At 36.6% G+C, this 22,951-nt stretch carries 20 protein-coding genes; 11 read left to right on the forward strand and 9 right to left on the reverse strand.

The window, feature by feature from the left end; genetic code table 11:
* Positions 1-14 precede the first annotated feature (14 nt).
* The 7 genes from rpoB to pgk form a co-directional block, all read right to left on the reverse strand.
* On the reverse strand, positions 15-4,043 hold the full coding sequence (gene rpoB / locus ACGH4F_RS08155; RefSeq protein WP_065559746.1) for a DNA-directed RNA polymerase subunit beta: 4,029 nt from the start codon (positions 4,041-4,043) through the stop codon (positions 15-17).
* Between the two features lie 245 nt (positions 4,044-4,288).
* Complete coding sequence (gene rplL / locus ACGH4F_RS08160) at positions 4,289-4,657, reverse strand: 50S ribosomal protein L7/L12 (RefSeq protein WP_065559747.1); 369 nt, start codon at positions 4,655-4,657, stop codon at positions 4,289-4,291.
* 58 nt (positions 4,658-4,715) lie between these two features.
* Positions 4,716-5,213, reverse strand: coding sequence for a 50S ribosomal protein L10 (gene rplJ / locus ACGH4F_RS08165; protein ID WP_025316516.1), 498 nt, complete (start codon positions 5,211-5,213; stop codon positions 4,716-4,718).
* A 234-nt stretch (positions 5,214-5,447) separates the two neighbouring features.
* Complete coding sequence (rplA, locus tag ACGH4F_RS08170) at positions 5,448-6,149, reverse strand: 50S ribosomal protein L1 (RefSeq protein WP_065559748.1); 702 nt, start codon at positions 6,147-6,149, stop codon at positions 5,448-5,450.
* A 3-nt stretch (positions 6,150-6,152) separates the two neighbouring features.
* On the reverse strand, positions 6,153-6,581 hold the full coding sequence (rplK, locus tag ACGH4F_RS08175) for a 50S ribosomal protein L11 (RefSeq protein ID WP_065559749.1): 429 nt from the start codon (positions 6,579-6,581) through the stop codon (positions 6,153-6,155).
* Between the two features lie 175 nt (positions 6,582-6,756).
* A complete protein-coding gene (gene fbaA / locus ACGH4F_RS08180) occupies positions 6,757-7,836 on the reverse strand; it encodes a class II fructose-bisphosphate aldolase (RefSeq protein WP_065559750.1) in 1,080 nt (359 codons plus the stop codon).
* A 74-nt stretch (positions 7,837-7,910) separates the two neighbouring features.
* Positions 7,911-9,074, reverse strand: coding sequence for a phosphoglycerate kinase (gene pgk / locus ACGH4F_RS08185; protein ID WP_065559751.1), 1,164 nt, complete (start codon positions 9,072-9,074; stop codon positions 7,911-7,913).
* A 229-nt stretch (positions 9,075-9,303) separates the two neighbouring features.
* On the opposite strand from pgk, the gene rpsT reads away from it, so the two are divergent.
* The 4 genes from rpsT (at position 9,304) to dtd (ending at position 11,563) form a co-directional block, all read left to right on the forward strand.
* Positions 9,304-9,567 (forward strand): 30S ribosomal protein S20, encoded by a 264-nt coding sequence (rpsT, locus tag ACGH4F_RS08190; RefSeq protein ID WP_025316521.1) that lies wholly within the window; start codon positions 9,304-9,306, stop codon positions 9,565-9,567.
* A gap of 202 nt (positions 9,568-9,769) precedes the next feature.
* Positions 9,770-10,270 (forward strand): SPOR domain-containing protein, encoded by a 501-nt coding sequence (locus ACGH4F_RS08195; RefSeq protein WP_267352148.1) that lies wholly within the window; start codon positions 9,770-9,772, stop codon positions 10,268-10,270.
* Between the two features lie 8 nt (positions 10,271-10,278).
* Positions 10,279-11,121, forward strand: coding sequence for a virulence factor BrkB family protein (locus ACGH4F_RS08200; RefSeq protein ID WP_267352147.1), 843 nt, complete (start codon positions 10,279-10,281; stop codon positions 11,119-11,121).
* A 7-nt stretch (positions 11,122-11,128) separates the two neighbouring features.
* Complete coding sequence (gene dtd, locus ACGH4F_RS08205) at positions 11,129-11,563, forward strand: D-aminoacyl-tRNA deacylase (protein ID WP_267360798.1); 435 nt, start codon at positions 11,129-11,131, stop codon at positions 11,561-11,563.
* A gap of 89 nt (positions 11,564-11,652) precedes the next feature.
* Here the strand turns inward: dtd and ACGH4F_RS08210 are convergent, their stop codons facing one another.
* A complete protein-coding gene (locus tag ACGH4F_RS08210) occupies positions 11,653-13,032 on the reverse strand; it encodes a histidine-type phosphatase (RefSeq protein WP_411590801.1) in 1,380 nt (459 codons plus the stop codon).
* Between the two features lie 269 nt (positions 13,033-13,301).
* Here ACGH4F_RS08210 and dauA point away from each other — a divergent pair, with 269 nt between their 5' ends.
* Positions 13,302-14,975 (forward strand): C4-dicarboxylic acid transporter DauA, encoded by a 1,674-nt coding sequence (gene dauA, locus ACGH4F_RS08215; protein WP_411590802.1) that lies wholly within the window; start codon positions 13,302-13,304, stop codon positions 14,973-14,975.
* Between the two features lie 187 nt (positions 14,976-15,162).
* Positions 15,163-15,711, forward strand: coding sequence for an HdeD family acid-resistance protein (locus ACGH4F_RS08220; RefSeq protein WP_220215987.1), 549 nt, complete (start codon positions 15,163-15,165; stop codon positions 15,709-15,711).
* A 108-nt stretch (positions 15,712-15,819) separates the two neighbouring features.
* On the opposite strand, the gene rsgA is transcribed toward ACGH4F_RS08220, so the two are convergent.
* Positions 15,820-16,848 carry a small ribosomal subunit biogenesis GTPase RsgA gene (gene rsgA, locus ACGH4F_RS08225; RefSeq protein ID WP_411590803.1) on the reverse strand — a complete coding sequence of 343 codons (1,029 nt, stop codon included), beginning with the start codon at positions 16,846-16,848 and terminating at the stop codon, positions 15,820-15,822.
* A 79-nt stretch (positions 16,849-16,927) separates the two neighbouring features.
* On the opposite strand from rsgA, the gene orn reads away from it, so the two are divergent.
* From orn to ACGH4F_RS08250, 5 genes are all read left to right on the forward strand, one after another.
* Positions 16,928-17,491 carry an oligoribonuclease gene (orn, locus tag ACGH4F_RS08230; RefSeq protein ID WP_065559759.1) on the forward strand — a complete coding sequence of 188 codons (564 nt, stop codon included), beginning with the start codon at positions 16,928-16,930 and terminating at the stop codon, positions 17,489-17,491.
* Between the two features lie 5 nt (positions 17,492-17,496).
* Positions 17,497-18,768 carry a lipid IV(A) 3-deoxy-D-manno-octulosonic acid transferase gene (gene waaA / locus ACGH4F_RS08235; protein WP_411590805.1) on the forward strand — a complete coding sequence of 424 codons (1,272 nt, stop codon included), beginning with the start codon at positions 17,497-17,499 and terminating at the stop codon, positions 18,766-18,768.
* Positions 18,769-18,777: 9 nt separating this feature from the next.
* Positions 18,778-19,743, forward strand: coding sequence for a ferrochelatase (gene hemH, locus ACGH4F_RS08240; RefSeq protein ID WP_411590806.1), 966 nt, complete (start codon positions 18,778-18,780; stop codon positions 19,741-19,743).
* A 207-nt stretch (positions 19,744-19,950) separates the two neighbouring features.
* Positions 19,951-21,282 (forward strand): CoA-disulfide reductase, encoded by a 1,332-nt coding sequence (locus ACGH4F_RS08245; protein WP_411590808.1) that lies wholly within the window; start codon positions 19,951-19,953, stop codon positions 21,280-21,282.
* Positions 21,283-21,466: 184 nt separating this feature from the next.
* The gene (locus ACGH4F_RS08250; protein WP_267352140.1) at positions 21,467-22,888 is read left to right on the forward strand and encodes a cation:dicarboxylate symporter family transporter; all 1,422 of its coding nucleotides are present in this window, start codon (positions 21,467-21,469) and stop codon (positions 22,886-22,888) included.
* The last annotated feature ends 63 nt before the right edge of the window (positions 22,889-22,951 follow it).

The raw sequence follows: 22,951 nt of genomic DNA on the forward strand, positions 1-22,951 counted from the left end.
TTAGTTAGTGAAGATTACTCTTCATCTAACTCGATATTAATACCTAGCGAACGAATCTCTTTTAACAATACATTAAATGATTCTGGAATCGCAGGTTCCATACGATGATCACCATCTACAATATTTTTATACATCTTAGTACGGCCGTTTACGTCATCTGATTTAACCGTTAGCATTTCTTGTAGTGTGTAAGCAGCACCATAAGCTTCAAGTGCCCATACTTCCATCTCACCGAAACGCTGACCACCAAATTGAGCTTTACCACCCAATGGCTGTTGAGTAACCAGACTATATGAACCTGTAGAACGTGCATGCATCTTATCATCAACTAAGTGATTTAATTTCAGCATGTACATATAACCTACTGTTACCGGACGTTCAAACTGCTCACCTGTACGACCATCATACAATGTAATTTGACCTGACGTCGGCAAATCACCCAATTCTAGTAATGACTTGATTTCTTGCTCTTTTGCACCATCAAACACTGGTGTAGCAAGTGGCATACCATTACGTAAATTTTGTGCCAATGTCATGACTTCTTGATCGGTAAATTCTGCAACATTTACTTTTTGTGCAGCACCTAAACCAAGATCGTATGCTTTTTGGATAAACTCACGTAATTTAGCAAGTTCTTGCTGTTCTTTAAGCATTGTATCAATTTTTTGACCAATACCTTTAGCTGCCATACCTAAGTGGGTTTCTAGGATCTGTCCAATGTTCATACGAGACGGAACCCCTAGTGGGTTTAACACGATATCGACTGGACGACCTTTGTCATCATATGGCATATCTTCAATTGGATTAATCTTAGAGATAACCCCTTTGTTACCATGACGACCCGCCATTTTATCACCAGGCTGAATTTGACGTTTAACCGCTAAGTAAACTTTAACAATTTTGAGCACACCAGGTTGTAAATCATCACCTTGTGTAATCTTCATGCGTTTAGCTTCAAGCTTTTTGTTAAACTCAAGTTTAATTTCTTCGTGCTGTTCAGCAAGTTGCTCTAACTGTGCTTGTTTGCTTTCGTTTGAAATACCGATTGTTAACCATTTTTCTCGTGGTAATGCATCTAATTTATCAGCTTTAATACCACCTGAAATTAACACATCACGAATACGCGCAAATAAAGCTGCTTCTAAGATTTTAAGCTCTTCAGTTAAATCTTTTCTTGCTTGTTTAAGTTGCATCTCTTCAATTTCAAGTGCACGTTTATCTTTTTGTACACCATCACGAGTGAAGACTTGGACATCAATAACCGTACCAGAAACACCATTTGGTACACGTAAAGACGTATCTTTAACGTCAGATGCTTTTTCACCAAAAATTGCACGTAGTAATTTTTCTTCTGGTGTTAATTGTGTTTCACCTTTAGGCGTCACTTTACCAACAAGAATATCGCCACCTTTAACTTCAGCACCGATATAAACAATACCTGATTCATCTAATTTAGAAAGCGCAGCTTCACCCACATTTGGAATATCAGCGGTGATTTCTTCAGCACCTAATTTAGTATCACGAGATACACAAGATAACTCTTGAATATGGATCGAGGTAAAACGATCATCTTGTACCACTTTTTCAGAAACTAAAATAGAATCCTCAAAGTTATAACCATTCCATGGCATAAATGCCACGCGCATGTTTTGACCTAGTGCAAGTTCACCTAAATCAGTTGATGGACCATCTGCAAGTACATCACCACGTTCAACTTTTTCGCCTAATTCCACACATGGAATTTGATTGATACAAGTATTTTGGTTAGAACGGGTATATTTAGTTAAGTTATAAATATCAATCCCTGTTTCACCCGCATACATTTCATCAGCATTTACATTGACTACGATACGTGACGCATCAACATATTGAACAGTACCACCACGACGAGCAACGGCTGTTACACCTGAGTCAACAGCTACCGCACGTTCCATACCAGTACCAACAAATGGTTTTTCCGCTTTTAATGTCGGAACTGCTTGACGTTGCATGTTTGCACCCATCAAAGCACGGTTCGCATCGTCATGTTCCAAGAATGGAATTAATGACGCACCAACCGACACGATTTGTTGTGTTGAAACGTCCATATAATGAACTTGTTCAGGACTATATAAGCCTGATTCACCATTTAAACGACAAGTCACTAAATCTTCTTTAAAGCGACCTTCTTCATCAAGGTTTGAGTTCGCCTGTGCAATAACAAATTCACTTTCGTCAATTGCTGATAAATAATTAATTTCATCAGTCACAACACCGTCAATCACTCGACGATATGGTGTTTCTAAGAAACCATACTCATTAGTACGAGAATAGACCGCTAACGAGTTAATCAAACCGATGTTTGGACCTTCAGGCGTTTCAATCGGACATACACGACCATAATGAGTTGGATGTACGTCACGGACTTCAAAGCCTGCTCGCTCACGAGTTAAACCACCTGGACCTAATGCAGAAATACGACGTTTATGCGTAATTTCAGATAATGGATTGTTTTGATCCATAAACTGAGATAACTGGCTAGAACCAAAGAACTCACGGATTGCCGCTGAAATTGGTTTAGCATTAATCATATCTTGTGGCATTAATGAATCAAGATCACCTAAAGATAAACGCTCTTTTACGGCTCTTTCAACACGCACTAAACCAATACGGAATTGGTTTTCTGCCATTTCACCAACGCTACGAATACGACGATTACCTAAGTGGTCGATATCATCAACATCCCCATGACCATTACGAATACTGATTAATTTCTTCATAACGTCAACGATATCATCTTTAGTTAAGACGCTTTGACCTTCGATATCATCACGACCTAAAGAACGATTAAATTTCATTCGACCAACAGCTGATAAATCATAACGTTCATCAGAGAAGAATAAGTTGTCAAATAACGCTTCTGCAGCTTCTTTTGTAGGTGGCTCACCTGGTCGCATCATGCGATAAATTTCAACTAATGCACCTAAACGATCGCGTGTTGAATCAACATTTAATGTTTCAGAGATAAACGCACCATGATCAAGATCATTGGTGAATAATGTTTCAATTTTTTTGTAGCCTGCATTCGTTAATTCTAATAACAATTCTAATGAAATTGGTGTATTAGCGAATGCAATGACTTCACCTGTCGCGTCATTAACATAGTTTTTAGCAAGCACTTTATTAACGATGTATTCAACAGGTACATCAATTTTGCTTACTTTATCTTTTTCTAATTCACGAATATGACGTGCAGTAATACGGCGACCTTTTTCAGCGTACACTTTACCTTTTGATTCAATATCAAATAAGGCTGTTTCACCACGTAAACGCTCTGGGACTAAATCCATTTTTAATTTGGATTTGCCAACTTCAAAAATGGTCTTCTCAAAGAAGATATTTAAAATTTCTTCTGTTTCATAACCTAATGCGCGCAAAATAATTGTTGCTGGAAGTTTACGACGACGGTCAATACGAGCAAAAAGATTGTCTTTTGGATCAAATTCGAAATCAAGCCAAGAGCCACGATAAGGAATAATCCGAGCATTATATAAAACTTTACCAGAAGAGTGTGTTTTACCTTTATCACTATCAAAGAACACACCTGGACTACGATGTAATTGTGAAACGATTACCCGTTCGGTACCATTGATTACAAATGTTCCATTGTCCGTCATTAAAGGAATTTCGCCCATGTAGACGTCTTGCTCTTTAATATCTTTTACAGTTCCTTCTGGTGCATCTTTATCATAAATAACTAAACGTAATTTTACGCGCAACGGTGCTGAGTAAGTGATCCCTCTAATTTGACATTCTTTTACATCAAACACAGGTTCGCCCATCTTAAAGCTCACGTATTGTAACTCAGCATTACCACTATAACTTTTTATCGGAAATATTGAACGAAAAGCGGCTTCTAAACCATACTGACCTTCTGGATCTTGCTCAATAAATTTCTGGAACGAATCAAGTTGAATAGAAAGAAGATACGGTATATCCAAGACTTGTGGACGCTTACCAAAATTCTTACGAATTCGTTTTTTCTCGGTATAAGAGTAAACCATTAGTTCCTCAACTTGCTTATCTGCTATTTTAGCATGATTAAATATTCATCAGGAGCACTTCAATCGAATAATAACGCCTGACACCTCATCGAAAATATCTATAAATATCAATTGATTAGGCTTAATAAATATACTATTTCTTTATTGCTTTTTATTGATAGTCTTCAAATAAAATTCTTCGACTTTTTACAGCGCAAAAAGGCTGGAGGTAAAACCCCCAGCCATTTAGCTTGCTATCGATTAACTTATTTAAGTTCGACAGCTGCACCAGATTCTTCAAGTGCCTTTTTAAGTTCTTCAGCATCAGCTTTGCTAACACCTTCTTTAACTGTTGCAGGAGCTGATTCAACAAGATCTTTAGCTTCTTTTAAGCCTAAACCAGTTGCACCACGAACTGCTTTGATAACAGCTACTTTATTTGCACCAACATCTTTTAAGATTACATCAAATTCAGTTTTCTCTTCAGCTGCTTCAGCTGGACCTGCTGCTGCAACTGCAACAGCTGCTGCTGCAGAAACACCGAATTTTTCTTCCATCATAGATACTAGTTCAACAACGTCCATTACAGACATTTCAGCAACTGCATCTAAAATTTGTTCTTTAGTGATAGACATAATATAGTTTCCCAAATTTACAATTTTTAATTAATAAAATTCGTCATCATACTGCTAATTAAGCAGCTTCTTTTTGATCACGAACAGCTGCAAGAGTACGAACCAATTTGCCAGCTGCGGCTTCTTTCATGGTTGACATCAAGCGAGCTAATGCTTCTTCATAAGTAGGTAATGTTGCTAAGCGATCAATGTTCGCTGCAGTAATTAACTCACCTTCAAAGGCTGCGGCTTTAATCTCAAATTTATCGTTTTCTTTTGCAAACGCTTTAAAAATACGCGCAGCAGCACCTGGGTGCTCGTTTGAAAACGCAATTAGAGTAGGACCAACAAACGTATCTTTTAAACACTCATATTGAGTGCCCTCTACAACACGGCGTAATAGCGTATTACGAACAACACGCATATAAACACCCGCTTCACGAGCAGATTTACGTAATGCAGTCATTTTTTCCACAGTTACGCCACGAGAATCGGCAACAACTGCAGATAGCGCACCTTTGGCGATTTCATTAACTTCAGCAACAATTTCTTGTTTATTTTGAAGATTTAGTGCCATTGGTTTTGCTCCTGGATTAAAACTAGGCAAAGCCTAGACTTATTTAAACTAACTATAACAATATAGTTAGCACAACCACGATGAGCAGAATTCCTGTATTATATCTTATCAGGTTCTGTCACCGTCTACGTAGGAAAATTAAGTAATTAAACGTCAATTACACCTACGGTCTTGGACGGGGTCTGGTTAAGGCCAGACACCAACCGATTTTTTTATTTAATTAATAATGATTAATTAAACAGATGCATTCAATGTTGTTTGATCGATAGCAACACCAGCGCCCATAGTAGTAGAAAGACTTACTTTCTTCACAAAGACACCTTTAGAAGATGCTGGTTTTGCACGTTTTAACGCAACAAGTAATGCTTCTAAATTTTCTTTAAGTTTAGCTGCATCAAAATCAGCTTTACCGATAGTCGTATGGATAATACCATTTTTATCGTTACGGTAACGGATTTGACCTGCTTTCGCATTTTTTACTGCTTCAGCAACGTTAGGCGTTACAGTACCAACTTTAGGGTTTGGCATTAAACCACGTGGTCCTAAAATTTGACCTAATTGACCAACTACACGCATAGCGTCTGGCGATGCGATAACGACATCAAAATTCATTTCGCCTTTTTTGATTTGATCCGCAAGATCGTCCATACCAACTAATTCAGCACCCGCTTCTTTAGCTGCTTCTGCATTTGCACCTTGTGTAAACACAGCTACACGAACACTACGACCAGTACCATGTGGCAATACAATTGCACCACGAACATTTTGGTCTGATTTACGTGAATCAATACCTAAATTTACAGCAACATCAACGCTTTCAGTAAATTTAGCAGTCGCAAGCTCTTTTAATAAAGCAATTGCTTCGTTGATTTCATATTGTTTAGTTGCATTCACTTTTTCGCGGATAAGTTTAGCTTTCTTAGATAATTTAGCCATCGATTAACCCTCCACTTCCAAGCCCATTGAACGAGCGGTTCCTTCAATAGAACGCATCATTGATTCAATGGTAGCACCATTCATATCTGCAGCTTTTAATTCAGCGATTTCGCGAATTTGAGCACTCGTTACTTTACCTACTTTTTTCTTGTTAGGCTCACCTGAACCAGACTTGATTTTAGCAGCTTTCTTCAATAGTACTGCCGCAGGAGGAGTCTTAGTAACAAAGGTGAATGAACGGTCTGAATAGACTGAAATAACAACTGGAATAGGTAGACCTTTTTCCATGCTTTCTGTTTTCGCATTAAATGCTTTACAGAATTCCATGATATTAACACCATGTTGACCAAGTGCTGGACCAACTGGTGGACTAGGATTTGCTGCACCAGCTGCAACTTGCAACTTGATGTAAGCCTGTACTTTTTTTGCCATTTTTTGGTTTCCTTCTCTCGGGTGCAAACGCTTCTATTATATAAATAGACAGCTCCCCTAAGTTAAATGAGGGCAGAATTATCCTACAATTGATATACAAATGCAAGATTTATTTTATGAACAATTAATACAAAGTAGGCGATTCCCCACTTTGTATTAAAAATGAAAACGTTAATTAAAGTACGTTAACAGCGTTAAGCTCTTTAAATGCAAGTTCTAAACGAGCAACTAAAGAATCTTGACCTTTACGTAACCAAACACGTGGATCATAGTATTTTTTGTTTGGCGCATCAGGTCCTTCAGGATTACCTAATTGACCTTGTAAATAAGCTTCATTTGCTTTGTAGTAATCTAAAATACCCGCCCAGTTAGCCCATTGAGTATCGGTATCAATGTTCATTTTGATAACACCATAACTAACTGCTTCTGCAATTTCTTCAGGTGTTGAGCCTGAACCACCATGGAATACGAAATTCAGTGATTTTTCAGGTAAGTTGAATTTTTCTGATACGTATTTTTGTGAGTTATCTAAAATTTTTGGTGTTAATTTAACATTACCTGGTTTATATACACCATGCACGTTACCAAATGATGCAGCGATAGTGAAACGAGGGCTAATTTCGCTTAAACGCTCATAAGCATAAGCTACATCTTCAGGTTGAGTATAAAGTGCTGAACTATCCATATGGCTGTTATCCACACCATCTTCTTCACCACCAGTACAACCTAATTCTAGCTCTAATGTCATTTTCATTGCAGACATACGAGCAAGATACTGACAACAAATATCAATGTTATCTTTTAATGTTTCTTCTGACAGGTCAATCATATGTGAAGAAAATAGTGGTTTACCGGTTTTAGCAAAGTGAGTTTCACCAGCATCAAGTAAACCATCAACCCATGGAAGTAATTTTCTTGCACAGTGGTCAGTGTGAACAATCACTGGCACACCATATTTTTCAGCCATTAAATGAACATGTTTTGCACCAGAGATAGCACCTAGTACTGCACATTCTTGTCCTTCTAATTTAAGACCTTTACCAGCGATGAACTGTGCACCACCATTTGAGAATTGAACAATAACAGGGGAACCTACTTTTGCCGCTGTTTCAATTACCGCATTAATTGTGTTGGTATCAACACAGTTAACTGCTGGTAAAGCAAAGTTATTTTCACGAGCGATTTGAAATACTTTTTGAACATCATCACCAGTTACAACACCGGGTTTAACGACATCAGAAATCTTTGTAGCCATTTTATTACCTATGATTTAATTATTATAAAAAATAAAGGATGAGTAATCATCTCATCCTTTTTACTGAATCTATATTATGCTTTTGCTCTCGCTTCTAACATTGCAACAGCAGGAAGTTTTTTACCTTCAACAAACTCAAGGAAGGCACCTCCACCAGTTGAGATGTAAGAAATTTTATCTTCAATTCCAAATAAGTCAATTGCAGCTAACGTATCACCACCACCGGCAATTGAAAAACCTTCACTATCAGCAATTGCTTTAGCAACAATTTCAGTCCCACGACGGAAATTAGGGAATTCAAATACACCAACTGGACCATTCCATAATATGGTTTTCGCTTTTTTAATAATATCAGCTAATGCTTCAGCTGATTTATCACCTAAATCAAGAATTTGTTCATTTTCTTTAACATCAGAAACTGATTTTTCTGTAGCCGTTGCTGTTTCACTGAATTCAGTCGCAACACGTACATCAGTTGGAACAGGAATATGGCAGTTAGCCATCAATTTTTTCGCTTCTGGGATTAAATCCGCTTCATATAGTGATTTACCTACATTATAACCTTCAGCCGCAATGAAAGTATTAGCAATACCGCCACCGACAATAATTTGATCAGCGATTTTTGAAAGCGAATCAAGTACAGTAAGTTTAGTTGATACTTTAGAACCCGCAACAATCGCAACCATTGGACGAGCTGGGTTATCAAGTGCTTTTCCTAATGCATCAAGTTCCGCAGCTAATAAAGGACCTGCACAAGCAATTGGTGCAAATTTACCCACACCATGCGTTGAAGCTTGAGCACGGTGAGCTGTTCCAAATGCATCCATTACATAGATATCACAAAGTGCGGCATACTTTTTAGATAACGTTTCATCATCTTTACCTTCACCTACATTGAAACGTACATTTTCAAGAACAACTAACTCGCCTTCTTTAACATCTACGCCATCAAGGTAATCTTTAACAAGACGGACAGGAAATGAAACATGTTCTTTTAAGTAATCAACGACTGGTTGCAATGAGAATTCAGGGTTATATTCTCCCTCTGTTGGACGACCAATGTGAGAAGTCACCATCACTTTAGCGCCTTTTTTGATTGCTTCTTCAATTGTCGGTAATGATGCCTTGATACGTGCATCAGAAGTGACTTTACCATTTTTGACTGGTACATTAAGATCTGAACGAATAAATAAACGTTTCCCTTTTAGATCAAGATCTTGCATTCTAATAACAGACATGAGACTTCCTCTTAATAAAAAAATATAAATAAAAATAAACTTCATGTATTCTAACATAAAAATTCTTTTTAGGTTATAGCGATTATTGTTCAAATAGTAAACGTTTGTCATCAATGTGTAATTTATAAATTGCAAATTTTTTATGTAACAGCATTGACAACTGGCAGAAAATCAGGCATATTTTGCCGCCTTATTAATATGTAATTTTATTTAAACTTGGGAGTTGACTTTGGCTAATATCAAATCAGCTAAAAAACGTGCGGTTCAATCCGAAAAACGCCGTAAACATAATGCTAGTAACCGTTCAATGATGCGTACTTATATCAAGAAAGTTTACGCAGCTGTTGCAGCTGGTGATAAACAAACAGCTGAAGTAGCATTCAAAGACATGCAAGCAGTTGTTGACCGTCAAGCGGCTCGTGGCTTAATCCACAAAAATAAAGCTGCACGTCATAAAGCAAATTTAATTAAACAGATTAAAGCATTGGCTTAATGCCCGAATCTGTTAACTATTGTAGTTAAAGAAAATGCTAAAAAGTGGTGTAAGCCACTTTTTTTATTTGTATAATAATCAGTTATTCCATATCAATAAAAAAAGAATAAGAGAGTATATTGTGGTTCAGCGTGATTATGTGAGAAGAAAAAGTCGACCGAAAAAAAACAAATCAAGCTTTATGCCAAAATTTATGATATTTATGGCAATTGTTCTTATTGTCTTATTTTCCGCCATTCTCTATTTAATTACCAATAATAAACCTAACAAACCCGTTGAACAACCAAAAGTCAAAACGCCTCCACCTGCCGTTACCTTACCAGAGCAACCTCAGGAACGTTGGACATACCTTAAAGCGTTAGAAACGCCCAATGCCAGTTCAAACGCAACATCGAATTCAGTTGCAAGCGAACGGCAACAGATTTTAGATAGTTTTGCGAATAACACCAATACACGATCGAATACCAATCAAACCTCATCGACAACAACGAAATGGACATTACAATGTGGTGCTTTTAAGGAAAAAGCCAATGCGGACACCCTAAAAGCTCAACTTGCTATGACAGGTATAAATGGTAATATTTCTTCTGGTCAGTTATATCGCGTTACAGCTGGGCCCTATACTAGCAAAAGCGAAGCTGATAAAGCGTTGAACTCATTAAAAAATAGTGGGATCAATAATTGTATTCTTTCTAACAAATAGAAAAAACCATGAAAACATTTCAGCAGATAACGTTGTTCTTAAAAATGTTGTGGGCTAAAATCAATCAGGATCAGTTGACCACATCCTCTGCCAGCCTTGCCTATACCACAATACTGGCACTTGTTCCGCTTATCACTGTTATTTTTTCATTATTATCCGCTTTTCCAATGTTTGATGAAATTAGCCTATCGCTAAAACAGCTCATTTACAGTAATCTCGTGCCTACCGCAAGTGATACCATTCAAAATTACTTAGAACAATTTATCACCAATACTAAAAAGATGACGGTAGTGGGTATAGTTGGATTAATCGTTACCTCATTATTGCTTATTAACTCAATTAATAGTGCGCTTAATCATATTTGGAGAACAAAACGCAAACGCTCATTTATGTATAATCTAACTATGTACTGGACAATATTGACTTTGGGGCCTATTTTAGCGGGTTCAAGTGTAGCGGTCAGTTCGTATATATTTTCGTTAAACTGGTTATCAACTGGAGCAACGGGGAATATTATGCTGAGTAGTTTACCGTTTATTATTTCTGTCGTTGGATTTTGGTTACTTTACAGTATTATCCCTACTGAATCCGTTCCTTTTAAAGAGTCATTCATTGGTGCGATTGTTGCAGCAATATTGTTTGAAATAGGTAAACGTGCCTTTGCGTTTTATGTAAGTTCATTTCCAACTTATCAGTTAATCTATGGCGTAGTATCTTCTATTCCAATCATGCTTGTTTGGATTTACTGTTCTTGGTGTATTGTCTTATTTGGCGCTGAATTTGCAGCAACCTTAACCGAATTTAACCGCCCTAAAAAACGAATATCGGATAACCAAGCTCAAGCGGAGTAATATTTTTATGATTGCCTTAATCCAACGTGTTAAACAAGCTTCTGTCACTGTTGAAGATCAGATTATTGGAAAAATTAATCATGGTTTGTTGATATTACTTGGTGTCGAGCAAGATGATGATGAACAAAAAGCAATTCGATTATGTGAAAAAGTCCTTGGCTACCGTATTTTCAGTGACAGCGACGGTAAGATGAACCTTAATGTTAATCAAGCTCAAGGTGAAGTTCTTGTTGTATCCCAATTTACTTTAGTTGCAGATACCCAAAAAGGAATGCGTCCAAGCTTTACCAAAGGGGCTAAACCAGAAGATGCCAATAGACTGTATCAATTCTTTGTTGAGCAATGCCAAAAGAATATTAAGACGCAAACTGGTCAGTTTGCAGCAGATATGCAAGTATCATTAATTAATGATGGTCCGGTAACCTTCTGGCTTCAGGTTTAGTCATTTGACGGATCATAGGCTTATGCAGAAATAGTTTCTACTTTACCTAATTCAGCAAAACAGTCATTTACCATATGCTCAATCTAGAATCATTTTAATTTTTTAAGCATATCGATATCGGATTGATTTTCATTTAAGCCTAATTGATTTAATTTATTGGTATAATACTGTTTAACATCCTGCCAACGATAATAAGGATATTGTTGGGTACTAATTGGCAGATGGACTTCTTGTTCATTTAATAAGATTTTAACCAGTATCGGATGATGTGGTTGTTCACTTTTATAAAAAATCCATTGTATATTGGCGCCCATAGGAATAATTTTTTCTGCATGCCAGACAGTCGGATAATCAAATAGCGTCTTGGCAACTTTTGTTGTACCCTCAATTTCCATTAGCGTTGCAAACGGAGAAAGCGTCTCTGCATGGGCAAAACGCAAATTAGCATCAACATTATTATTGGTAATTGCGTTATCGGCTGTCATTAGCATATTCCTTAATAACGGTGCAGCAATTTTAATTTGAATACCATTGGCATCAAATGCCGGACCAATTTGTAAATAATTTTTGGCAGTGACAACCGTATTAAACCACGCATTTGCTTCCTCTGAAAAATAATCATCAAAATTAAGTTGATGATTAACTAATACCTCTGTGGGTAATGCCTGTAACTCTTGATAGAGTTGATAAACGGCCAGACTAAAATCTTCGGTTTTAATCGAATTATATTCACCAATATCCATTCCTACATTTAATTTTTCAATAAAATTATGGGTAAAAAATTTTATGGCGACGGTTTGACTCAGTGCGACAGTTTTAGGTGAACATTTAATTGTTTTTAAGGCATTTTTAACCACTTTACTCTGTTTATATTTATCATAAGCAGGCGAATAGTTAAAAAAGCGTAACAACGTTTGTCCATTTTCGGGCTGGGTGGTGACTTGAATATGAGGATATTTTGCTTTAAAGGGTTGGACAAAAATTTCAGCCGTCTCTTTAGCCCTAGGCGACGTAGATGAAATTACCGCAATGTTATGGCCTTTAAAGACCGTTGGATTATTTGCTAACATTCGCTGACTGATGAGACCTATATCTTGACGTCCTAAATCGGTTAACTCTCCATAGTGATTATTATTCAACTGTTTAATATACAAAACTTGCTTGAGTAACGATTTTCCTTCATCAGTGAGTTGATTATCTTTGTCGGCTAATAATAATGTCTGATAAACAATCTCTTCATATTTTGATTTACTAATATAGCGAGAACCATGACGACCAATATGATTAATATAAAATGCTTGATAGCCTTTTGGAGCAGGGGTAATGGTTTGCTTAGTGTCATAATGATAGGCCGTCTTTGAGCCTGCTAGTTGTGGTAATGCAAAACAAAATGAAGAGAAAGCAAGTAACATAATTGCACCTATTCCCCTAAAAGAATGAATAAACACGTTTTGATTAATTACTACCATACATTGCTCCTGCTAATCATACCATATCAAGAAAAGCGAATGGGTCTACGACATTATTTTTAAACGATACTGGTATCAAATCAATAGAAAAAAGCACCTTAGAAACAATTTACAAAATCATTCCTAATAAACTTATTTATGCCTCAATTGAAAAAGCCTAACGCAATTAAATGACAATATAAATTATTTTAATAACACTCTTTTAATTTTTGTAAAAAAGATTATCTTAGTAAGCATTTCAAAAAACTTCTATTAGTCGAATAAAAATAATGAAATTATATGGCATAACTGGCACCAAAATTTGTTGCGCTTTTATCGCAGCGTGCATAAAAGATCGTTACACATCTACCCGTTTTTTTAAGGATTTAATTGCTGGTATTACGGTTGGTATTATTGCTATACCATTAGCCATGGCTTTAGCAATAGCGAGTGGTGTTCCACCACAACATGGGCTTTACACCGCAATAATTGCAGGTTTTGTCATTGCATTAACCGGAGGTTCACGCTTCAGCGTATCGGGCCCAACAGCGGCATTTGTCGTGATTTTATATCCCGTTTCATTACAATTTGGTTTGTCTGGATTACTTGTTGCGACCTTATTATCCGGTGTCTTTCTAATAATCATGGGAGTAATTCGACTTGGTCGATTAATTGAATATATTCCTTTACCTGTTGTTTTAGGCTTTACCTCTGGCATTGCGATAACTATCGCCACCATGCAAATCAAAGATTTTTTTGGTTTAACACTTGAACACATGCCGGAAAGTTATATCAGCAAAGTAACCGCTTTAGTTAAAACCTTTCCAACTATTAATTTTGCCGATACTTTAGTAGGGATTGTAACACTGATAGTACTGATTGTGTGGCCGAAACTTCGAATAAAAATATCCGGGCATTTACCTGCATTAATAACAGGTATTTTGGTCATGTTTATTTTGAATCAATTTGGCTATGAAATTGAAACTATCGGTTCTCGATTTATCTATATTTTACCTGATAATAGCATCGGTCATGGTATCCCGTCCGTTTTACCCGAATTTATCTTACCTTGGCAGCACGCTGATTTTAAATGGGATTGGTCAATGTTATCCGCTCTGCTTCCAATTTCGCTTACAATGGCAATGCTATGCGCGATTGAATCATTATTATGTGCCGTCGTATTAGATGAAATGACCCATACAAAACATCACTCAAATAGTGAACTTATCGGACAAGGATTAGGCAATATTATTGCGCCATTTTTTGGAGGGATTTCAGCAACAGCCGCTATAGCCCGTTCCGCTGCTAATGTCAAAGCTGGCGCAACATCACCTATTGCTGCCGTGCTGCATTCGATTGTAGTATTGCTTGCACTCATTTGTTTTGCACCATTATTATCCTATATCCCTTTATCAGCAATGGCAGCCTTGTTATTAATTGTGGCATGGAATATGAGCGCTGTACAACGAGTGATATATATAATTAAATGCGCACCTAAAGATGATATTTTAATCATGCTTATTTGCATGTCTTTAACGGTATTATTTGATATGGTTATTGCTATAACACTTGGCATAGTGTTAGCTTCAATCCTATTTATGCGTCGTATTGCACACATGACACGATTGGTTGAACTCAATCGAAGCAGTGAAAAAACATTAGTACTTCGCATTAATGGACCACTATTTTTTGCCGCCGCTGAACGTACCTTTTCCGAAATCTATCAGAAGATAAATGGCTATGAGCACATCGTATTACAGTGGGATGCGGTGCCTATTCTTGATGCGGGTGGGCTTAATGCATTACGCCATTTTGTTGATGAATTGCCAGAACAAGTAGATTTATCTATTTGTGAATTACAATTCCAACCACTGAAAACATTAGCCAGAGCCAAGTTTATACCGATTTCGAATAAATTAATGTTTTATTCAACATTAGATGAAGCACTGAAAGATAAAAATTAAAAGGACAATTAGTTTTATTATATTGATTAATTATTATACGCAAAGGGGATGATATGCATTTCTTTTGCACATTTAGCATTACCTCCGTCATTCTTTCTTTTCACTCGCTAAAAACGTCTGGCTAGTTTGAATTGAAAGGCTATGTTGATTACAACCGAAAGTTAACCATATAAAATAGGAATTTAATATGATATCTACTGAAAATAATACTCAAGATCTTAAACAAAAAACAGGCTGGTTTATTTTTATCGGTGTGATTTTAATTATTTTGGGATGCTTAGCATTAGGCTACCAGTTTATTGCAACTGTCTTTTCTGTTTACTTTATCGGTTCATTACTTTTAATTGCAGGTATTGCGCAAATAATACATGCCTTTAATATTAAAGGTTTTGGTCAAACAGCCTTATGGGCGGTAATGGGCATTTTGTATATCTTTATTGGATTAATGGCGTATTTCCAACCTATTGCCGTTTCTTCTGCGTTTACATTACTGATTTCACTCTTACTGGTTATCAGTGGATTTACACAAATATTTGCTTCATTAAATAACCGAGAAATACCACGTTGGGGATGGATTTTAGCATCGGGGATTATTACGCTAATTTTAGGTTTAATGATTATTGCCGGCTGGCCATACGATAGTCTTTGGGTATTGGGCATGTTTTTAGGAATTGACCTTATTTTCCAAGGTTGGGCGTATGTTGCTATCGGTTTTGCACTTAAAAAGCGCCAATAGTTAAAATAACTATACTAATTGCTCATAATCAAGTGTTTTGGGATTATGAGCAATGTTTTCTAACTCATTCAATCTCACTGTCATTTTCTGAACGTATTGAAAAGCAGGCTATTTATAGCTTTTATTTGTTTTAGCCTTCACATCCTTCATGGATTGTAAAATACGATGATAATTATCAAGTCTCGATGGTGCTATTTTTCCTTCTTGTACCGCTTTTTGTAACAAACATCCTGGTGTATTTAAGTGATTACAATCACGGAATTGACACCCGCCTAAATAATCATCAAACTCTATAAAGCCATGAATAACTTGTTCAGGTTCAAGATGCCACAATCCAAATTCACGAATCCCCGGCGAATCAATAATATCGCCACCATTGGGTAGATGATAAAGCCGTGTAGAGGTTGTGGTATGTTGACCAAGACCCGATAATTCAGAGATATCGCCTGTTAAAGCTGATTGTGCCTGTTCAGGCAATAACAGATTAATAATGCTTGATTTACCTACGCCAGACTGACCAACCAAAATAGACACTTTTCCTTGCAACGCATCTTGCAAAGGGGCTAACCCTTGCTGATTTTGACAAGAGACAAACAATAACGGATAACCAATATCCCGATAAATTGATAACTGCTTTTCAATCTCACTACGCTGTTCAGGGGTAAGTAAATCAATTTTATTTAACACAATTATGGGCTGAATATTGGTTGCTTCACAAGCCACTAAATAACGATCAATAATGTTCAAGGATAATTCCGGTAAAACTGCCGATATAATGATAATCTGATCGACATTGGCTGCGACAGGTTTTACACCGTCATAAAAATCCGGACGCACCAATTCTGAGTGTCGAGGATGTACCGCCTCAATAATACCATTAGTATTGGATTCCAAACTATCTCGCCATATTACTTTATCACCGGTAACCAACGACGGTAAGGTACGGCGAATACTGCAACGATAAATTAGTCCAGTATCATCTTCGACGTCAGCGGATTTACCATAACGACTCACAACGACACCTTCACGCGGCAACGAAAAACTCGACAAGTTGTCATCTTGTCTTGTCTCTAATCGTTGCTGATGTTTAGCAGCTACACGCCTTTTTTGATTTTTTGATAATTGATTTTTTGCCACAGTTACGAATTTTTTACTAAACAGTTTGACAGATATGCTACACTACTCGGCATTAAAAAGAAAATTTCCACAGCAAATTATGATCAAACACTCTCAAATTAATAGTAGTAATCTAATTTGGATTGATCTTGAAATGACGGGACTTGATCCAAAAACTGATCGTATTATTGAAATTGCCACTATTGTAACTGACTCTGACCTGAATATTCTTGCAGAAGGTCCGGTTATTGCTGTTCATCAATCAGATGAACAATTAGCGCTCATGGATGAATGGAATCAAAACACTCATGGTAATTCGGGATTAATCGACCGTGTACGCAAAAGTACTATTTCAGAACAGCAAGCCGAACAACAAACCATCGCATTCTTACAACAATGGGTACCAGAAAACTGCTCACCAATATGTGGTAATACGATTGGTCAAGATCGACGGTTTTTATTTAACTATATGCCGAAGTTAGAAAAATATTTTCATTATCGTTATTTAGATGTCAGTACTATTAAAGAATTAGCAAAACGTTGGAAACCCGAAATTTTGAAAGGCATTACAAAACAAGGTACCCATCAAGCGCTTGACGATATTCGTGATTCCATTTCAGAACTTGTCTATTATCGTCAGCATTTTTTTAATCTAGATCATTAACGTGCATGCAAATTATCTATACCCTTCTATTATATCTAATTCAGCCATTTGTTTGGCTAAAACTATTATGGCGCAGTCGTAAAGCGCCAGCCTACCGTCAGCGCTGGTTAGAACGATATGGTTTTTGCAAAAATAAAGTCAAACCAAATGGTATTTTAGTGCATGCCGTATCCGTAGGTGAAACAATAGCGGCGATTCCGCTAATTAAAGCATTGCAACAAAAATATCCACAGTTACCAATCACTGTTACCACCATGACGCCGACAGGTTCTGAGCGAGTAAAATCGTTATTAAAAGACAGTGTCAGTCATGTTTATCTACCCTATGATCTGTCCGGAGCCATAAAACGATTCTTAAAAACCACAAAGCCTAAAATTGTTATAATTATGGAAACTGAACTTTGGCCTAATTTAATTAGCCAATGTTATAAACAAAAGATTCCTTTAATTATTGCAAATGCCAGATTATCAGAACGATCTGCTGCTCGCTATGGCAAATTAGGCAAAGCAGTCAAACAATTATTTTCGAAAATCAGTATGGTGGCAGCTCAAAATCAGCAAGATGGTGAACGATTTGTTTCACTTGGTTTACCTGCTGATCATTTAGCAATAACAGGCAGCATAAAGTTTGATATTAACTTATCCAATGAGCAGCGCCAAAACATAAACCAGTTAAAACAACAATGGCAATTAAAAAGGCCTGTGTTAATTGCAGCAAGTACCCATAGTGGCGAAGATGAAATTATTTTAACTGCATTTAAAAAATTACTGCTTAAACATGCCAATTTATTGTTAATTCTGGTTCCACGTCATCCTGAACGTTTTAAAACGGTTGAAAAACTCATTAGTGATAATGATTTTAATTATTTAAAGCGTAGTACAAATCAAATACCTACAGAACAAACTCAAATAGTTTTGGGCGATACAATGGGCGAACTAGTAGAGCTTTACGCAATGGCAGATATCGCTTTTGTTGGTGGTAGCCTAGTAAAACAGGGTGGACATAATCCTTTAGAGCCTGCACTGCACCATATTGCTATTATTACCGGTGAATATTTTTTTAATTTCCAAGTGATTTGTGAACAGTTGATTGAAGCGCAAGGAATGATTGTTTGCACAAACTCAGCGGATGATTTATATTCAACAATAGATCGCCTATTAAATGATAATAGTCGCCGAGTACAACTGGGCGAAAATGCCTATCTCGTTTTGAAGCAAAATCAAGGAGCACTCAGTAGACTTTTAGCAGTTATTAACCATTATCTTAATATCAAATGAGGCTAAGCTGTGGATAAAAAAAACGGTTTATTATTGGTTAATTTAGGTACACCTAGCGCGACAACGCCAGATGCTATAAAACAGTATTTAACAGAATTTTTGCTTGATCGACATGTTGTTGATCTGCCCAGCTTTATTTGGTATCCAATTTTAAAATATGTTATTTTACCTAAACGTATCCCCTACATTCTCAAGCATTACCAAAAAATCTGGATAAAGGGTAGTTCACCTTTGTTACATTACAGTAAATTGTTACACGAAAAATTGCAGCAACACTTACCCAATATAAAATGTGAGCTTGCCATGACGTATGGTGAGCCGAGTCTTCAAGCTGCCTTAAATAACTTAAAATCCTGTAAAAAAATTACGTTGTTACCCCTATTCCCGCAATATTCTACAACCACAACACTTGCCGTTCTAGATAAAATCAAACAATTAAATGATACCAATATTATAAGAAGTAATATTCACTATATTCGAGACTATGCTGATCACCCAAGTTACATTAATGCACTCTATTTACAGATAAAACAGGCTTTTTTAGAGCAAGGACAACCCGATGTTTTACTCCTTTCTTATCATGGTATGCCTGAGCGCTATATTATTAAACGCCATGATGATTATATCGAGCGATGTGAACTCACCACCTTATTATTAATTGAAAAGTGTTTAGCGAACGGGATCACGCTGCCAATACAAATGGCCTATCAATCAAAATTTGGAAAAGGAAAATGGGTTGAACCAAACACGAGTGACATACTTAGAAATTTAGCTTTAAATGGCGTGACTCGTGTTCATGTGATGTGCCCAGGATTTTCTGCGGATTGTATTGAAACTTGTTATGAAATAGATCAAGAAAATCGAGAAATATTCCTTAATTCAGGAGGAAAACACTTTCATTACATCCCTGCATTAAATGATTCACAACAACATATTAATACTATCATCGATCTCATACATCAGACGGAATCTTAAAAACCGATCCGACTTTTTTTTCGATTAATTTGATTTAAAATAAGATTAAAACTATATTTGCAAGTGAAATGTTAAATTTAACACATCATTGTACATTTATTACAATTAAAATGGACAATTATGAATACTTATCGATATGCTTTGTTACTTTACCTTAATCAATGAGCAGATAAGTGTTCAAAATAGGCGCACAAAGGAGAATAATAGATGAAAATAATCATTATTGGAGCTCAAGCAGCTGGGGCGAGTGCTGCAGCTAAAGCCAAAAGAATAAACCCTAATGCAACAATTCGTATCTATGAAAAATCGGATATTGTTTCATTCGGTGCGTGTGGCTTACCTTATTATATTGGCAATCATTTTACTGATGCTAATGAAATGATATCCCGAACACCTGAACAATTTCAAAAAGATGGTGTTGAAATAAAAACACGACATGAAGTGATATCTGTTGATGTTAAACAAAAAAAATTACTTATTAAAGATTTAAATAACGGTGAAAACATTGAAGATAGCTATGACAAATTGCTATTTGCTGTAGGTGCAAGTCCAATTATTCCAACACTGGCGAATGATCAGCTGGACAATATTTTTACGTTACGCAATCTTTATGATGGATTAGCAATCAAAGAAGCGCTGTCAAAACCGGAATGCAAAAATATTATTATTGTTGGAGCTGGTTATATTGGATTGGAAATAGCCGAATCACTGGTTGCATTAAGAAAGAAAGTAAAATTAATTCAATTAGACAATCGAGTATTAGTCGAAGCATTCGATGAGCAACTTACTGACATTATTCAGGAAAATCTTGAGCAACATTGTGACTTACATCTACAAGAAAGTGTCCAAGGTTTCATTGGTCAAGATAAAGTGACGCAGGTTATTACAAATAAAGGACAATATCCTGCTGATCTGGTCATTATCGCTACTGGCGTTAGACCAAATAGTCAAATCTACAAAAACATTGGCATTAATACCCTAAATAATGGTGCCATTATTACCGATGATTTAGGTAGAACAAATATCACTGATATTTATGCCGCTGGAGATTGTGCCACGCTGTTCCATAAAGTCAGCCAAACTAAAGTCTATATTCCATTAGCAACTGGAGCAAACAAATTGGGGAAAATTGTAGGTGAAAACATTGCAGGTGGCAATTGTCAATTTCCTGGTACGTTAGGCACATCAGCGCTCCAAGTATTTAATATTGAAGCAGGACGAACAGGAATAACTGAAAATGAAGCCATCAAATTAGGTATCCCCTATAAAACGGTTTTAGTAAACGATAAAAACCACAGTAATTATGTCGAAGGTCAATCACCCGTTACGGCTAAACTTATTTATCATGCTGAAACACGCAAGATTTTGGGGGGACAATTAGTCGGCGGCACTGGTTCTGCATTGAGAATAAATGTATTAGCCACAGCAATATGGTCACAAATGAAGATTGACGAACTTACAATGTTAGATTTTCTGTATGCACCACCTTTTTCACGGCCTTGGGATATTTTAAATATTGCAGGTTCTATTGCCAAATAGAGATGATGAAAAGAGTGTTTACTAATCACTCAAAAATAGTCAATAAAAAAATTAAATTTGTTAATCAACGGCTTTAGTCTCAACACAAACTCTTAAAGCACTTAACAAATTGATTAATAGATAAAATTAAAGCATTATTGATAATTATTTAATTATATACACCCTAAAAGGGCGAGGATCGATTATGTCAGATGCCATTTTTCACGGTATTTTTTTTGAAAAGTTCCTATCCATTACTTATTACCAAACATTAATTGGTCTTGGGTTATTACTCATCTGTTTTTTTGTCATAATGAAACCATTACAAGACAAAAAAGTTAATTTTTCTGTACGCATGTTAGTTGGCTTGATACTTGGGGCGGTTCTTGGTCTGGGAATCCAATGGTCGGCAGGTTTTCCAAAAAGTTCAACAGTTTGGATGCAAGAGATTGCAACATGGTATGGTCTTTTTGGGCGTGCCTTTATTGCCTTTATACGTATGCTAGTGATTCCACTGGTATTTGTCTCAATTGTTAAAGTTATTATTGATTTTTCGGGAAAAAAGAATTTACCCCAAATAGCATTCCGTGGCATTTTTTGGTTACTTTTCACCACGGCAATCGCTTGTATAGTCGGCATTGTTTTAGCTAACGTTTTTGAACTCGGTGAAATAAGCTCAACATCAGTACATCACGCTCAAGCTAAACATTATACCAATATTATTGATACCTTCGTTAATCTGATCCCTAGCAATATTATCGGAGCCATGGCAAAAGAAAATATTGTAGGATTAGTTATCTTTTCAGCATTAATGGGGCTTGCCGCCAATAGAATGGAAAAGAAAAACCCTCAACCGATTGCCTTGTTTAAAACATTTATTGAAGCGCTATATAAAATTGTTATGTCAATTGCAATGACCATTATTAAATATATGCCGTATGCTGTCATTGCGTTACTCGCCCGTACAATCATATCTAATGGTATTCCTGCAATTGTTGAAGTATCAAGTTTTGTTGCAGCGGTTTATATTGCAACTCTCGTTATGCTTATCGTACATGTATTAATTGTCTTAATTCATGGTATTTCACCAGTAATGTTTATCAAAAAAGCATTAGGAACATGGCTATTAGCATTCACTAGCCGCTCGTCAGTGGGCACCTTACCAATGACTATTTCAACATTAACCGTCAGAATGGGGGTCAACACCGGTACAGCAAACTTAGTTGGCTCACTTGGCAGCACCATGGGTATGAATGGTTGTGCTGGATTTTTTCCTGCGTTATTAGCGGTAATGGTTGCGCATATGGTTGGAATAGATACCAATGTTCAATTTTACATTATGCTTGTAATAGTCGTTGTCATTGGATCAATAGGAATTGCAGGCATTCCAGGAACAGCAACCGTTGCAGCAACAGTGGTTTTATCTGGGATGGGAATGGTCGAATACTTCCCGTTAATTGGTATGGTACTCGCTGTCGATCCAATTATTGATATGGCTCGAACTTTAGCTAACGTATCGGGCGCAATGACCGCAGCGGTTGCCACAGATCGTGAAGTAGGATTGATGAATATGAATGTCTTTAACGATCCGAATGTCACTCTGGATAATGACAACGCCGAAGCTTAAGTAACAACAATATATATTCAATGATAAAAAGGACGCGATTAAGCGTCCTTTTTTAGGTTAATA

It is taken from the genome of Gilliamella sp. CG35 (assembly GCF_046635745.1).
Classification (GTDB): Bacteria; Pseudomonadota; Gammaproteobacteria; order Enterobacterales; family Orbaceae; genus Gilliamella; species Gilliamella apicola_I.

What these genes read in the sequence shown, in the direction of transcription:
- rpoB (WP_065559746.1), bottom strand. Translation starts at nt 4,043, where the DNA reads ATGGTTTACTCTTATACCGAGAAAAAACGAATTCGTAAGAATTTTGGT.
- rplL (WP_065559747.1), bottom strand. Translation starts at nt 4,657, where the DNA reads ATGTCTATCACTAAAGAACAAATTTTAGATGCAGTTGCTGAAATGTCT.
- rplJ (WP_025316516.1), bottom strand. Translation starts at nt 5,213, where the DNA reads ATGGCACTAAATCTTCAAAATAAACAAGAAATTGTTGCTGAAGTTAAT.
- rplA (WP_065559748.1), bottom strand. Translation starts at nt 6,149, where the DNA reads ATGGCTAAATTATCTAAGAAAGCTAAACTTATCCGCGAAAAAGTGAAT.
- rplK (WP_065559749.1), bottom strand. Translation starts at nt 6,581, where the DNA reads ATGGCAAAAAAAGTACAGGCTTACATCAAGTTGCAAGTTGCAGCTGGT.
- fbaA (WP_065559750.1), bottom strand. Translation starts at nt 7,836, where the DNA reads ATGGCTACAAAGATTTCTGATGTCGTTAAACCCGGTGTTGTAACTGGT.
- pgk (WP_065559751.1), bottom strand. Translation starts at nt 9,074, where the DNA reads ATGTCTGTTATTAGAATGCAAGATCTTGATCTAAAAGGGAAACGTTTA.
- ACGH4F_RS08195 (WP_267352148.1), top strand. Translation starts at nt 9,770, where the DNA reads ATGGCAATTGTTCTTATTGTCTTATTTTCCGCCATTCTCTATTTAATT.
- ACGH4F_RS08200 (WP_267352147.1), top strand. Translation starts at nt 10,279, where the DNA reads ATGAAAACATTTCAGCAGATAACGTTGTTCTTAAAAATGTTGTGGGCT.
- dtd (WP_267360798.1), top strand. Translation starts at nt 11,129, where the DNA reads ATGATTGCCTTAATCCAACGTGTTAAACAAGCTTCTGTCACTGTTGAA.
- ACGH4F_RS08210 (WP_411590801.1), bottom strand. Translation starts at nt 13,032, where the DNA reads ATGGTAGTAATTAATCAAAACGTGTTTATTCATTCTTTTAGGGGAATA.
- dauA (WP_411590802.1), top strand. Translation starts at nt 13,302, where the DNA reads ATGAAATTATATGGCATAACTGGCACCAAAATTTGTTGCGCTTTTATC.
- ACGH4F_RS08220 (WP_220215987.1), top strand. Translation starts at nt 15,163, where the DNA reads ATGATATCTACTGAAAATAATACTCAAGATCTTAAACAAAAAACAGGC.
- orn (WP_065559759.1), top strand. Translation starts at nt 16,928, where the DNA reads ATGATCAAACACTCTCAAATTAATAGTAGTAATCTAATTTGGATTGAT.
- waaA (WP_411590805.1), top strand. Translation starts at nt 17,497, where the DNA reads ATGCAAATTATCTATACCCTTCTATTATATCTAATTCAGCCATTTGTT.
- ACGH4F_RS08245 (WP_411590808.1), top strand. Translation starts at nt 19,951, where the DNA reads ATGAAAATAATCATTATTGGAGCTCAAGCAGCTGGGGCGAGTGCTGCA.
- ACGH4F_RS08250 (WP_267352140.1), top strand. Translation starts at nt 21,467, where the DNA reads ATGTCAGATGCCATTTTTCACGGTATTTTTTTTGAAAAGTTCCTATCC.